The following is a 13,951-nucleotide window of genomic DNA, read 5'->3' on the forward strand; positions in this document are numbered from 1 at the left end:
GTGTTTCAAGTATGACAAAAAGAGTAAAAGGTTCATGTACCACTGTACTAGTCGGAAAGAAAGCATCAATTGATGGCTCAACTATTATTTCAAGGAACGATGATGGGCATGAAGCTTTAGACCCACAACGTTTTGTGGTAGTTCAACCAGAAGATCAGCCAAGACAGTATCAAGCTGTAATCAGCGGCGTAAAAGTCGACTTGCCTGATAATCCATTGCGCTACACTTCTATGCCAAACTCCATTTTAACCAACGGTATTTGGCCAGCTGCCGGAATCAACAGTGAAAATGTTGCAATGTCCGCAACAGAAACGATCACGACAAATCCGCGGATTCAAGGGCTTGATCCGTATGTTGAAGGCGGCATCGGTGAAGAAGATATCGTTACTTTGGTATTACCTTATATTCACAGTGCAAAAGAAGGGGTTGAACGCTTAGGTTCTTTATTAACAGAATACGGGACCTATGAGCCAAACGGCATCGCCTTTTCTGATCAAGACGAAGTTTGGTGGTTGGAAACAATCGGCGGGCATCATTGGGCGGCAGTTCGGATTCCAGACGATGCGTATGTTGTTGCGCCAAACCGCATGAATATTGATGACTTTGATTTTGATTCAGCAGATACTCTTTGCTCCGACGATCTAAAAGCGCTGATCGAAGACAATCATCTGAATCCTGATTTTGAAGGCTACAATCTGCGTCACATTTTCGGAAGCTCTTCTATTAAAGATACGGTTTATAATAATCCTCGGGCTTGGTATGGTCAAAAATATTTCACGCCCGAAGTAGAACAAGACCCAATGGATCAGAATTTGCCATTCATCTGTCGTGCGAACCGCAAAATCTCGATCGAAGATGTCAAATTTGTTTTAAGTTCTCACTTTGAAAATACGAAATACGATCCTTATGGGGATGGTACAGAAGCAGAAAAAACATTGATCCGTCCTATCGGAATCAATCGGAACCACAATGTGCATATTTTGCAAATCCGCAACAATGTGCCAGCAGAAATCGCCGGCGTTCATTGGTTAGCCTATGGTGCGAATACCTTCAATACAGTGGTACCGTTCTACTCAAACGTTAACGATACACCGGCATGCTACAAGAATGCGACAGGTACTTTTGATTTGAATAATATGTACTGGTTGAGCTGTGCAACTGCACTGCTGGGCGATACGGATTACAATTTCTATGTTGATTTCCGTAATACCTTCGATTTAGAAGCAATGTCCGTTTATCGCGGCATTCAAAACGAAACCGATAAAGCCGTGAATAATCAAACAGATGTCCAAAAATACCTGGAAGCTGCGAATGAAAAATTAGCAGACGAATCCTTGAAACGTCAAACCAAGCTATTTGGCGATATGGTCATCTCTGGTTCTGAACACATGAAATTACGCTACAATTTAAACGACTAAAGAATGTTAAATCTGAAAGGAAGCTTTTGCGAAATCGCAAGCTTCTTTTTTTGCGCCTAGTTTGCCAAATTCTTTGCGTAGTTCTAAAAAATTGTCGAAAAATGTCACTGATTTACGACATAATTCTCCAATAATCGATGACCGATTGACTTTGAATCTTTACCTAGAGTATCGTTTAATCGTGGTCACAAGCAAATACAAAAAGGAGGCGGCAGCATGACAGAATTACATTTGACAGCTAATCAGATATTTACCCTAAAAAGAAAAACACTTGAAAAACGTCTGATGGCGTATTACGAAGAAACTCACGATGAGAATAAGATTGTCAAAATTATGATAGCGCTTCAGGTGAGAGAGGAGCTGTGTGATGCAGATTTTTCCTATTTTTTAAAGGAATTAGTCCGTCATCTATTTTTAAAAACAAAATCGACACGTGCTTTGATATGCTACCCCTAACTAGGACAAAGAAACAATTAAATCTTAGTTAGGGGTTTTTAGTATGGGAAAAAGAAAGATGTCAGGGACTCCAGTAGAACGAGTGGCTATTGTTGAACAGTGTTTAAATGGAGAGATTAGTAGAAGCCAAGCTGCTCAGAAAGCTCAAGTAAGCATTAGAACGATTCGCAGGTGGTGTATTCTCTATGAAAATGAAGGACCAACTGGATTGCTCGCTACCAAGAAAAATAAGCATTATTCTAAAGATCTAAAATTGACAGCTGTTCGGGATTACTTAGATGGTAACAGAGGCCTTGATCAAGTTGCTCAAAAATATGGTTTAAGAAGTGAAAGGCAACTTCGAGACTGGATTAGGATATATAATACTCATGGAGACTTCAAATCAGAAAGTGGTGGAAGTAAAGTGAGACAAACAAAAAAATTCAGTCTAGATGAACGAATCGAAATGGTCCTCTATTGTATTGCCAATGAGTATGATTATAGCGGGACAGCTGTTAAGTACCAAGTGAACTATGCCAATTTATACCAATGGGTCAAACGATATGAAGAAAAAGGCAAAGCTGGTTTAGAAGATCGGCGAGGGCGACGCAAAGCCAAGCAAGTTAGCCGAACGCCTGAAGAAGAAGCGCAGATCAAAATCGCCCAACTGGAAGAACAAGTAAAGGACCAACAGATGGAGATTGATTTATTAAAAAAAGTCAGGGAATTAGAAAGGAGGGATCACTAGGACAAGTCCGAAAAATCGTGTCTTACGAAGCAATCAAAGAGCTTCACGAGGAAAAAGGCTATGCCATTCTCCCAATGTGTAAACTTTTACAGGTTACCCGTTCTGCTTATCTTCGTTGGATCAAACATCCGTATAGCGAACGAACAGTGGAAAATATGGAATTAGCCAAAGTAATCCGAACGATTCATGACGACCATCCAGAAAAAGGCTATCGCAGTATAAATAATACACTGAATCGAGAACATGATATCCATGTAAATGACAAACGCGTCTTGCGGATCTGCCGACACGAAGGCATTCAGTCAACGATTAAACATTCAGCCAACAGTATCACGAAACGTGCGAACCAACCCTATCATGTTGCCGAGAATATCCTAGATCGGAAGTTTACTGCTGAAGCGCCGAATCAAAAATGGCTGACCGATGTCACGGAGTTCAAATATTATGTGGGACCTGAAGTGAAGAAACTTTATCTAAGCGCCATTTTAGATTTGTATGATCGTCGTATCGTCTCTTACGTGATTCGGGATACGAATGACTTGAACCTTGTTTTTGATACCTTCGATCAAGCAGTTGCCCTTGAACCAGACGCTCATCCGCTCTTTCATAGTGATCGCGGCTTTCAATATACCCATGTGAATTTTTACAAGAAAATCGTTAAAGCAGAAATGACGCAAAGCATGTCTCGAGTAGGAAAATGTATTGATAACGGACCAATGGAAGGCTTTTGGGGGATTCTCAAACGCGAACAGTATTACGGCAGAAAATTTATCAGTCGCGACGAATTGATGACAATGATCGATTCTTATATCGACTACTATAACAATGGTCGCTATCAACGAAAACTGCACATCTTAACACCGATGGAATACCACAACCAATACTACGAAGCAGCTTAATGATTGTTTAGACGCTTCTTCAAATAGAAAAAAGCTGCCTTTCGCTAACCGAAAAGCAGCTCATAAACTCTTTAAATATTTCATTGTCCTATTGACGGGGTGCCCACCACTTTGCGTCGCTACTATATTTATTTTGAAGAATATTTTGACGCAAAAGAGTGGCGGCTATTAACGCTGCGTTTGCGTTCGATCAAAACCCTTATCGCTGAAAAGCTTGAGCAATTATATACGCAATTTATCAAAGAACCGTTACAAGGACTAGTGGGTTCTTGACGAAATGACTAGTCAAAAAGCTACTAAAAGACAGAACAGGTGGAGTCTGCCCTGAAACAATTGGAGGTCAACTATTCGTAGATAAGGATATCTGCGGAAAATTCCGGGGAACTGATCTAGGTTCTAATTTCCCAACTACCTGAGACTGAACTTAATAAGCTAAATGAAAGTGGTAGCAGAACGTTCATGCCACCATGCAAAAAAGCTATCAATAGGGAAGAAACTGCGCGATTCATCCTTATTGTGAAAATAGAAGGACCTAGTGCACTACAATCATCGCTAAAAAATAATGGATACATCCAACGTTGGTTAAGACGAAGACCTAAAATACCCCCTTAAATAGCACAAACCCTGATTTGTGAGAATCTTCCATTAAAAAAGATTCTTTCGGCTCCGGGCTATTTTGCGTGACTTGATTTTTGATTCAGGATAAGTCGTCTCCCAAGGTAAGATGTCTGTTGCCTGTTATACTGAAAAGGAAATAAAAAATACTTAGTAAGTAGAATTCCAGGTTAGCGAAAAGGGGAGAAAAGAAACAATGAAAAAAGCAGTACTGATTGTCAATCCCAGCTCTGGGAATGAAGAAGCGAAGGACTACGAAAAACAAGCACAAGAAAAATTGCAAAATTTTTTTGACGAGGTAGAAGTACGAGAAACGGAAAAGGGCGGCGATGCGACGAAATTTGCACGAGAAGCTGCTGAAGAAAAAGTTGACAGTGTCTTTGCGATGGGCGGCGATGGCACGGTGAATGAAGCGATCAATGGGTTGGCTGAGCAAGACTATCGACCGAAATTCGGCTTTTTCCCGCTAGGAACGGTAAATGATTTGGGGCGTTCCTTGAATATCTCAATGGATCCAGCAGAAGCGATCGCTTCGTTTGATACTGAACGTAAGACAAGCTTGGACATCGGCAAAATCAATGACGATTATTTTATGAATATCGTATCAGTCGGCAGTATTCCTGAAGCAATCAGCGATGTGGATGTTGAAGAGAAGACGAAGTTCGGCAAGTTGGCGTATTTCGTGAATGGTATAAAGGAAGTCTTTAACGACGAAAATTATCATTTTACTTTAGAGATCGATGGCGAGAAAACAGAGATTGAAAGCAGCGCAGTCGTCATCGTACTGACACGTACGATTGGCGGATTTACCCATATCGTTCCTGAGGCAGAGAACAATGATGGTCAATTGTATTTGCTCTATTTAAAAGATCAAAGCATCACAGATCGGCTGAAAAGTGTGCCTGAGATTATCAAAGGCGTGGATCAATCGACTGAAACGATCGGCTATACCCCTTTTAAGGAGGGGCGTTTGACGGTAAAGGAGGATGCGGAGCTGCATCCGAGTGTCGATGGTGATGAAGGGCCGGAGCTGCCGCTGCGCTTTAAAGTATTGCCGCAGCACCTCGAAGTTTATTCTGGCGCGGAATAGTTTTTTCTAATAGCCGCTTGGTCTTAGTGATCAAGGGGCTATTTTTTTGCGTAAATAGTTATTTTCCTCTTTTTTCAAAATTCAGAAATAAAAAGCGCTTAAGCTGAACATTTGGCATTTTATTTCTTAAGGATTATAGTATTATACAAAGGGTTTTATTTTTTAGTTTTGTTATTCACAATAGTAGGGGAGGAATTAAAATGGATATAGTGACGTTGGCCCGTTTTCAATTTGCCATGACAACAGTTTTTCACTTTTTCTTCGTACCATTCTCAATTGGGATGGTTTTGGTTGTTGCCATTATGGAAACTTTATATGTTAAAACGAAAAATGAAAAATATCGTCAATTGACAAAATTTTGGGGAAATATTTTCCTATTGAGCTTTGCGGTGGGCGTCGTGACTGGGATCATTCAAGAATTTCAATTTGGGATGAACTGGTCAGATTATTCACGGTTCGTTGGTGATATTTTTGGCGCGCCGTTAGCAATAGAGGCTTTATTGGCCTTCTTTATGGAATCAACGTTCTTAGGACTCTGGATGTTTACATGGGATCGAGTAAAACCGTGCACCCACGTCATTTTTATTTGGTTAGTTACCATAGCTTCGATGTTATCAGCTTTCTGGATTTTAGCAGCAAATAGTTTTATGCAGCATCCAGTCGGCTACGCCCTTCGTAACGGTCGAGCAGAAATGACTAATTTTGGTGCGGTGATCGCAAATCCAAAAGTCTGGTATGAGTTTGGTCACGTAATCGCAGCAGCGATTACGATGGGCGGAATGATTGCGGCAGGACTTGCGGCATTCCAATTGTTAAAACGCAAGGAACCTCAGATGCGGGAATTTTTCATGAAATCGATGCGGATTGGTCTTGTGATTACTTTATTTGGCTCGATCATGGTTTTAGGCGCCGGTGATGCGCAAATGAAAGCGTTGATTGAAGGCCAGCCGATGAAATTTGCGGCGATGGAAGGAACCTATGAAGATACAGGGGATCCAGCAGCTTGGACCTTGATCGCATGGGACAATGAACGGGAGCATAAGCAAGTATTTGGTGTGCAAATCCCTTACATGTTAAGTATTCTTTCTTATAATAAGCCTTCAGGCTCCATCAAAGGGATGGATACGGTTAATAAGGAATTAGTCAAAAAATATGGGGATCGAAATTATTATCCGCCAGTGAATGTCTTGTTCTGGAATTTCCGGATTATGGCCGGCTTTGGCATGTTAATGCTATTGGTGGCGATTCTTGGCTTGTTCTTCACGCGTAAGAAGAAACCGATTCTTTACGAAAAGCGTTGGATGCTTTGGGTGATGGGTCTTTGTACCTTTGCGCCGTTTTTGGCAAATACCGCTGGATGGCTGGTGACTGAATTAGGTCGTTATCCTTGGACTGTCTATGGGTTGTTTACGATCGAAGACAGTGTGTCGCCAAATGTATCGGTAACATCATTGTTGATTTCAAATATCGTTTATTTCTTATTGTTCTCAGGTTTAGCGGTAACGATGATTTATTTAGTCAAACGTGAATTAAGCAAAGGACCTGAATTGGATCAAATCAATGAAGATTCTGATTCGATCGATCCTTTTGACAAGGGGGCGTTCTCTCATGAGTAGTTTACAATTATTATGGTTCTTATTGATCGGCGTCCTATTTTCCGGCTTCTTCTTTTTAGAAGGCTTTGACTTTGGTGTAGGGATGTCGGTACAAACCTTAGCCCATGACGAGCATGAAAAAGACCAAATCGTACAAACAATCGGACCCGTTTGGGATGGCAATGAGGTTTGGCTGTTGACGGCAGGCGGTGCGATGTTCGCTTCGTTTCCGTATTGGTATGCCTCGTTGTTTAGCGGCTATTACTTGATCCTGTTTATTATTTTATTTGGTTTGATCATTCGCGGAGTTTCCTTTGAGTTTCGTGCCAGCATGCCGAAGGAACGTAAACAGCTATGGAACTGGACATTGAGTATCGGCAGCTTTCTTGTGCCTTTCTTTTTCGGTGTTTTGTTCATTAGTATGATTCAAGGGATGCCGCTGGATGCCAATCATAATATGATGGCGACCTTTACAGATTACATCAATTTGTATTCGATCGTCGGCGGCGTAGCATTGACTTTATTATGCTACCTGCATGGGTTGAACTACATTTCATTGCGAACGGAAGGACCGATTCGTTACCGAGCGAAAAATTACGCACAGTTCTTTTATGGCGTGCTGTACGTCGGTTTAGTCGTATTTGCTGTGTTGATGTATTTCAAAACGGACTTCTTCCAAAACAACTTTGCAGTTACCTTGATTTTATTAGCGGTGATTGTTTTACTGACGGTGATCGCAAATGTTTCTGTCTTTAGGAACAAGGAGATGCTGGCGTTTATCACTAGCGGCTTAACCTTGATTGCTCTGGTGGCATTATTGTTTAGCGGATTGTTCCCACGGGTATTGATCAGCTCGATCCCAGGCAATGATCTATTGATCGAAAATGCGTCATCAAGCCCGTACACCTTAAAGATCATGTCCTATATTTCATTGACGATCTTACCGTTCGTATTGGCTTATACAGCATGGACCTACTACATTTTCCGTAAACGGATCAAGCATCCACATGAAATTACCAGTCCAGCTTTTAGTAGTGAAAAAAGCGCAACAAACTAGTTGGATGGTATGCGTGATGACAATCGGACTCATTTTTCGTATTTTAGAAAAATGAATACATTATTAAGGAATTAGGATGCCAGTCCAACTTTTCCCAGTTTACGAGGTGTAACACTTCACAACATAGCTGAGTAGAAAAAAGCGCAATGAACTAGTTGGATGGTATGCGTGATGACAATCGGTCTCATTTTTCGTGTTTTTAGAAAAATGAATACATTAATAAGGAATTAGGATGCCAGTCCAACTTTTCCCAGTTTACGAGGTGTAACACTTCACAACATAGCTGAGTAGAAAAAAGCGCAATGAACTAGTTGGATGGTATGCGTGATGACAATCGGTTTCATTTTTCGTGTTTTTAGAAAAATGAATACATTATTAAGGAATTAGGAGTTCAATCATGATCGACAAGAAGTTATTACAACTTCCCGGTATCAAGAAAATTCTGATGTTGCTTGCAGGATCTGCTGTCCTGCAAGCAATCTTTATAATTGGGCAAGCGTATGGATTATCTATGACGATTACTCACTTATGGAACGGAGAAGGAGTAAGCAATCAATTTAACTGGATACTGCTGTTCTTCGTATCTTTTGCGCTGCGGCATTTGATGACGTATGTGCGGGAGCATGTGTTGGAAGAGTATGCTTACCAGCAGGCCAAAGATTTACGCAGTCAGCTGCTGCGGAAGATTTTTCGTTTGGGACCGCAAGTCGTGCAAAAGCAGGGGACGGGGAGCGTAGTAACGACGGCCTTGGATGGGATTAATCAAGTAGAAGAATACTTGCATCTGATTTTACCAAAAATGTTGAATATGATGATTATCCCGTGGATTTTATTAGTCGCGATTTTTCTTTTAGACTGGGAATCGGGTGTGGTTCTATTGATCGTCTTTCCGCTGATCATTATTTTTATGATCATCTTGGGCTATGCGGCTCAAAGTAAGGCGGACAAGCAATACAAGGTTTTTCAACTTTTGTCGAACCACTTCATTGATTCTCTCCGTGGAATCGATACGTTAAAGTTTTTTGGTATCAGCAAGCAATACAGCAAAAGTATCTTCACGACCAGTGAACGCTTCCGCAAGGCGACGATGAGTACATTGAAGATCGCGATCCTCTCGACTTTCGCGTTGGATTTCTTTACGACACTGTCGGTGGCAGTGGTGGCAGTTCTGTTGGGATTACGCCTGATTAATGAGGCCATTTTTCTGTTTCCGGCGTTGACTGTCTTGATTCTGGCACCAGAGTATTTCTTACCAATTCGTGATTTTTCAAGTGATTATCATGCGACATTGGATGGGAAAAATGCAATGGACGATGTGAATCAAATCTTGGAGCTGCCTGAGAGTCAGGATGCAGCGATCCAAATACCAACGTGGTCAGCGGATAGCCGACTTGATGTGAACATGCGTTATAATTATGCGGATAAGCTTGGAGCAGAAGCGGATTTTACTGTTCAAGGCTATAAAAAAATCGGGATCATCGGCATGAGCGGTTCAGGAAAATCTACATTAATCAATCTTTTAAGTGGTTTCTTGCATCCTGATGAAGGTCAAATCCGCTTAAATGAACAAGCAATGAGCGCTTTTGATCAGCCTCATTGGCAGGAGCAATTGATCTATATTCCGCAAAATCCTTATATTTTCCAACGTTCGGTTCGTGAAAACATTGCCTTTTATCATCCACAGGCCACCGATGAGGAAATCGTGAAGGCCATTGAGGTCACTGGTTTGACGGAGCTGGTAAAGGAATTACCGGATGGTTTGGACACAAAACTAGGAGAAGGTGCCCGGGCGTTAAGTGGTGGACAAGCTCAGCGCATCGCATTGGCTCGCGCCTTCTTAGATCAGGAACGGAAGGTTTTACTATTTGATGAGCCGACTGCTCACTTGGATATTGAGACAGAGGTTGAATTAAAGGAGCGAATGCTGCCGCTGATGGCGGATCATTTAGTCTTCTTTGCGACGCATCGGCTTCATTGGCTGGAGGAAATGGATTACCTGCTGGTCATGGATCATGGCAGGCTGGTGGAACAGGGAACATTGGAGGAACTGAAACAAAAAAATGGGGCCTTCACAACTTTGAGTCGTGCATTGAGAGGTGATGAAGCATGAATCGAATCGGGTTATTTCAAGTCTTAAAAACAGACGAGTGGGTCAAACCATTTTTCAAGCAATACAGGAAATCGTTGATCCTTGCTTTGACCTTAGGATTCATTACCTTTTTCTGCGCCGGCGCCCTGATGTTCAATTCCGGCTACTTAATTAGCCGCGCGGCTTCCTTGCCGGAAAATATTTTACTGATTTATATTCCAATCGTTTTAACAAGGGCATTCGGGATTGGTCGACCGGTCTTTCGCTATGTTGAGCGACTAGTCAGTCATAACTGGGTCCTGAAAATGACGTCGAATTTACGGGTGAAGCTCTATGATTCATTGGAGCAGGACGCGATCTTCTTTAAGCAGAATCATCGAACGGGAGATATTCTCGGGCTGCTTTCTGAGGATATCAACCACATTCAGAACTTATATCTGAGGACGATTTTTCCAACGATTATTGCATGGCTGCTTTATGTCTTTGTGATTATCGGAATTGGGTACTTTTCACCGTTTTTCGCGTTGGCGATGCTGCTGTTGCTTGGTATCGTAGTGTTTCTGCTGCCGCTCTGGTCGGTGATTATCAATGGCGCACGACAAGAGCAGCAAAAGCAGATGAAGAATCAATTGTACAGCGACTTAACGGATAATGTGCTAGGCGTGTCTGATTGGATCTTTAGTCAACGGGGGCAGGATTATGTGAACCACCATGAAGAATCCGAAGAAGCCCTGCGAGAAGTCAATCGCAAGCTTCAAAGCTTCCAGCGAAAACGCAATTTCCTGCTGCAGTTAATGTTTGGCGTAATCACGATCGCCTTGCTGCTATGGACAAGTCAACGGTTTCCCGGAAATCATGGGGGAGCCGCAAATTGGATCGCAGCATTTGTTCTATCGGTCTTTCCATTGATAGATGCGTTTGCTCCGCTGCCAGCTGCAGCCCAAGAAACGAATAGCTATCAAGATTCTATCAAGAACCTAAATGAGTTGCCGGCGCTTCACACAGCTTCGACTGTTGCGCCAGAAATTTCTGGCCCATTGACCTTAAAGATCGATCAGGTGCATTACCATTATCCTGAAAGTTCAAAAGAGGTTTTAGTAGAGATTGACCTGACGTTGCAGCCTGGCGAAAAAATCGCGATATTGGGGCGCAGCGGTTCAGGTAAGAGTACCTTGGCTAATTTGATTCGCGGCGATCTGCGGGCAACTGAAGGGGCAATTACGTTAAATGGAGTGGATACGTACGCGTTTGGTGATGAGATCAGTAAAGCTCTCGGGGTTATCCATCAAACGCCTTATTTATTCCATACGACAATTGCGAACAATCTGCGGATTGGAAATGAGTCCGCCACAGAAGAAGAATTATGGCAGGTGTTGACTCGCGTCGGATTGAAAGAATTGGTTGAAGGGTTGCCGGAAGGCTTAGAAACGATGGTGGATGAAGCTGGCTTGCGTTTTTCTGGGGGGGAACGTCAGAGACTGGCGTTAGCTCGAATCCTGCTGCAAGAAGCACCGATCATTTTACTGGATGAGCCAACTGTTGGGCTTGATCCAGTGACAGAGCAGGCTTTGATTAATACCTTTTTCCATGAGCTTCAGGGCAAGACCGTTATTTGGATCACCCATCATTTGCAAGGAATTGATGCGATGGATAAGGTTATCTTCATTGAGGATGGCCACTTGACGATGCAGGGCAGCCCGAGTGAATTAGAGCAAACCAACGCCCATTATCGACGATTGAAGCAAATCGACAAAGGGATTAGTTAAGTTCAAGACCTCTTCAGTTAAACGCTGAAAGAGGTCTTTTTGTTTCAGCTGAACTTCTCTCTAGAAAACGAGCAAAAGAAAAGCACAAATTTTTGTCGTTTTTTCTTGACTCCCACGTTACGTGTTGGTCCATACTAGTTTTAAAGAAAGAGCTATGAGGAGGAACTTACAATGGCAAGACCAACAACAAAGCATGATTTGATTCAGGCAGCGAACGACGGCTACAAGAAAATGACGGATCTGCTAGATTCGCTTCCAAAAGAGGAGCTGGATACGACATTTACCTTTGATGTCGAAAACGAAAAGCAGGCTCATTGGCAACGAGATAAAAATTTGCGCGATGTTTTGATCCACTTGTATGAATGGCATCAATTATTGCTGAATTGGGTGGAGGCAAATCGGCAGGGCAAGCAGCAGCAATTTCTAAAGGAGGGCTATAATTGGAAGAGCTACGGAGCGATGAATAATGAATTTTGGGAGAAGCATCAAACGACCAGCTATGAAAAAGCATTGGCGCTTTTAGCAGCAAGCCATCAGCAGGTAATCACGCTGGCCGAGGATTTTTCTAATGATGAACTGTTCTCGAAAGGTCAATTTCCATGGGTTGGCGGCAGTACTTTAGGCAGCTACTTTGTTTCATCCACCTCAAGCCATTATGATTGGGCGGCTAAGAAAATTAGAAAGTTCAAGAAATCCTTATAATTGAATAGGACGGCTTCACTAGCTAAGAGAAAGTCGAACACGTAAAATACGAGGAATTACGAAGGTATTTTGCGTGTTCGCTTTCCTTTTGTAAAGTATTTTTCAAAAAGACATTAAAACTTCTCACTCAGCTATTCTATTTCTAACCGTTGACGTTCGCTAAAAAAGCTTATGGATTGTTGGTACGAATGACTGAGCAGGTATTTTTCTGGTACAATTAGGAAAAATTCAGGGTGGAGGCAGAACATGAAAAAGAGCAAGGGGATTTTGGCCGCAGGGATTCTTGGAGCTGCGGCGATCGTAGTCAAAAAGAAGCTGGAAGCTGAGCCTGTCAGGAAGCACTTGATTCCCCGTCATTGGGATGAGCAGGAGATCAAGGAGCGTATGCAGAGCTTTACTGAAGAGCTGGCGACAGGAGACGAAGAGGGGATCGACTCTTTCGTTTTGGGGAAGGAAGGAAAACACTTTAATCCTTTAAAGGGACAAGAGTTAACGTTTTTGGAAACACATTTTCTGTCTTTATTTAAGGTAAAGGGAAACAGCGACAATAATTTGCGGGGGCTTATCTCGTATCGTGTGGCGACAGCGAAAAAAGAATATACCTACTTGATCAAAGTCGCTCGTTTAAACGTTGGCGAAAAATTAGAGTGGTATATCCAAAAGGTTGTCCAGCAAGATCGAGGGATCAAGTATCCCAATCAATATTTGCTGCAGCTAACACCGATTCGCCCCCAAGAGGAGATTTGTCAGATAGAAACGGATGCGGGAACAATTACCATGCGGCTATTCCAGCAGGACGCTCCGAAAGCGGTAAAAAATTGGCGCGGATTAGCAAAGCAAGGCTTCTATGATGGCACGCCCTTTGCGCGGGTAATCAAAGATTTTGTGATTCAAGGCGGGGCTTTAGACGGTTCAGGAAAAGAGGCAGAATCAATTTATGGGGGCTATTTTGAAGATGAGGTGGATGAAGGGCTGTACCACTTCGATGGCGCGGTGTGTCTCGGCAATCATGGCCCCAACACCAATGGCAATCAATTCTATATCGTGGAGCGAAATCATGTTGATCAAGAGCAGCTGTATCGTATGAATCTGCCGCTAAAGGTTCGCTCGCATTATGAGGCAGTTGGAGGGATTCCTGAGCTGGACGGCCGTTATACTGTCTTTGGCCAGGTGATTGAAGGAATGGCCGTCGTACGAGAAATTGCCAATCAAGTGACCAATGAAGAGGACGCACCTTTAAATCCAATTAGAATTCAAAAGATCACGTTTAAAAAAGCAAGTCAGAGTTAATCTGACTTGCTTTTAATTTTTGCTATTTTTTGTGGGCCTGGAACGCTTCGAAGTCCATAAGTAAATCAAAATCAGCAGCAGCAAAAGAATCAGCCTCGGTATCGCAGGTGGCTGCCAAACCCAAATGACAAAAGCAGCGATTAATAAATAGAGAAAAGTAAAAAAGACCATAAAAGGCTCCTTTAGTTATTTTAAGAAAGTTCGATTATTCTTCGCTTCGGTTTTCCTAATAAAAAAAGTTAAGGAA

Annotated in this window: 11 protein-coding genes and 1 pseudogene; all 12 read left to right on the forward strand. The window is 42.4% G+C overall.

Features of this window, described 5'->3' with window-relative positions; all coding sequences use genetic code 11:
* Positions 1–11: 11 nt before the first annotated feature.
* The 12 genes and pseudogenes from IGI67_RS22945 to IGI67_RS23000 all read left to right on the forward strand — a co-directional run bounded on the left by IGI67_RS22945 (position 12) and on the right by IGI67_RS23000 (position 13,704).
* Positions 12–1,418 (forward strand): C69 family dipeptidase, encoded by a 1,407-nt coding sequence (locus IGI67_RS22945; protein ID WP_429959456.1) that lies wholly within the window; start codon positions 12–14, stop codon positions 1,416–1,418.
* Positions 1,419–1,634: 216 nt separating this feature from the next.
* The gene (locus tag IGI67_RS22950) at positions 1,635–1,874 is read left to right on the forward strand and encodes a hypothetical protein (protein ID WP_429959457.1); all 240 of its coding nucleotides are present in this window, start codon (positions 1,635–1,637) and stop codon (positions 1,872–1,874) included.
* 43 nt (positions 1,875–1,917) lie between these two features.
* The gene (locus tag IGI67_RS22955) at positions 1,918–2,601 is read left to right on the forward strand and encodes a transposase (protein WP_429956748.1); all 684 of its coding nucleotides are present in this window, start codon (positions 1,918–1,920) and stop codon (positions 2,599–2,601) included.
* Positions 2,602–2,618: 17 nt separating this feature from the next.
* Positions 2,619–3,500: an IS3 family transposase gene (locus IGI67_RS22960; protein WP_429956747.1), complete on the forward strand. Its 882-nt coding sequence runs from the start codon at positions 2,619–2,621 to the stop codon at positions 3,498–3,500.
* 111 nt (positions 3,501–3,611) lie between these two features.
* Positions 3,612–3,773 (forward strand): annotated as a pseudogene (locus IGI67_RS22965) (hypothetical protein); the annotation flags it as partial.
* A gap of 538 nt (positions 3,774–4,311) precedes the next feature.
* Positions 4,312–5,205 carry a diacylglycerol/lipid kinase family protein gene (locus IGI67_RS22970; RefSeq protein ID WP_429959458.1) on the forward strand — a complete coding sequence of 298 codons (894 nt, stop codon included), beginning with the start codon at positions 4,312–4,314 and terminating at the stop codon, positions 5,203–5,205.
* A gap of 200 nt (positions 5,206–5,405) precedes the next feature.
* The gene (locus IGI67_RS22975) at positions 5,406–6,821 is read left to right on the forward strand and encodes a cytochrome ubiquinol oxidase subunit I (RefSeq protein WP_429959459.1); all 1,416 of its coding nucleotides are present in this window, start codon (positions 5,406–5,408) and stop codon (positions 6,819–6,821) included.
* Positions 6,814–7,857: a cytochrome d ubiquinol oxidase subunit II gene (gene cydB / locus IGI67_RS22980; protein WP_429959460.1), complete on the forward strand. Its 1,044-nt coding sequence runs from the start codon at positions 6,814–6,816 to the stop codon at positions 7,855–7,857. Before IGI67_RS22975 ends, cydB begins: the two co-directional genes overlap by 8 nt.
* A gap of 397 nt (positions 7,858–8,254) precedes the next feature.
* The gene (gene cydD / locus IGI67_RS22985; protein WP_429959461.1) at positions 8,255–9,967 is read left to right on the forward strand and encodes a thiol reductant ABC exporter subunit CydD; all 1,713 of its coding nucleotides are present in this window, start codon (positions 8,255–8,257) and stop codon (positions 9,965–9,967) included.
* Entirely contained in the window at positions 9,964–11,712 is a 1,749-nt protein-coding gene (cydC, locus tag IGI67_RS22990) for a thiol reductant ABC exporter subunit CydC (protein ID WP_429959462.1), read from the forward strand. Before cydD ends, cydC begins: the two co-directional genes overlap by 4 nt.
* 171 nt (positions 11,713–11,883) lie before the next feature.
* Positions 11,884–12,414, forward strand: coding sequence for a ClbS/DfsB family four-helix bundle protein (locus tag IGI67_RS22995; protein WP_429959463.1), 531 nt, complete (start codon positions 11,884–11,886; stop codon positions 12,412–12,414).
* A gap of 246 nt (positions 12,415–12,660) precedes the next feature.
* On the forward strand, positions 12,661–13,704 hold the full coding sequence (locus tag IGI67_RS23000) for a peptidylprolyl isomerase (protein ID WP_429959464.1): 1,044 nt from the start codon (positions 12,661–12,663) through the stop codon (positions 13,702–13,704).
* Positions 13,705–13,951: the final 247 nt, after the last annotated feature.

Origin of the sequence: Enterococcus sp. AZ196 (assembly GCF_050498845.1) — a bacterium.
Taxonomy (GTDB): Bacteria; Bacillota; Bacilli; order Lactobacillales; family Enterococcaceae; genus Enterococcus_A; species Enterococcus_A murrayae.

Bases quoted from the DNA above. Each gene is read 5' to 3' on its own strand.
- IGI67_RS23000 (WP_429959464.1), top strand. From the start codon at position 12,661: ATGAAAAAGAGCAAGGGGATTTTGGCCGCAGGGATTCTTGGAGCTGCG.
- cydB (WP_429959460.1), top strand. From the start codon at position 6,814: ATGAGTAGTTTACAATTATTATGGTTCTTATTGATCGGCGTCCTATTT.
- IGI67_RS22955 (WP_429956748.1), top strand. From the start codon at position 1,918: ATGGGAAAAAGAAAGATGTCAGGGACTCCAGTAGAACGAGTGGCTATT.
- cydD (WP_429959461.1), top strand. From the start codon at position 8,255: ATGATCGACAAGAAGTTATTACAACTTCCCGGTATCAAGAAAATTCTG.
- IGI67_RS22975 (WP_429959459.1), top strand. From the start codon at position 5,406: ATGGATATAGTGACGTTGGCCCGTTTTCAATTTGCCATGACAACAGTT.
- IGI67_RS22995 (WP_429959463.1), top strand. From the start codon at position 11,884: ATGGCAAGACCAACAACAAAGCATGATTTGATTCAGGCAGCGAACGAC.
- IGI67_RS22945 (WP_429959456.1), top strand. From the start codon at position 12: ATGACAAAAAGAGTAAAAGGTTCATGTACCACTGTACTAGTCGGAAAG.
- IGI67_RS22970 (WP_429959458.1), top strand. From the start codon at position 4,312: ATGAAAAAAGCAGTACTGATTGTCAATCCCAGCTCTGGGAATGAAGAA.
- cydC (WP_429959462.1), top strand. From the start codon at position 9,964: ATGAATCGAATCGGGTTATTTCAAGTCTTAAAAACAGACGAGTGGGTC.
- IGI67_RS22950 (WP_429959457.1), top strand. From the start codon at position 1,635: ATGACAGAATTACATTTGACAGCTAATCAGATATTTACCCTAAAAAGA.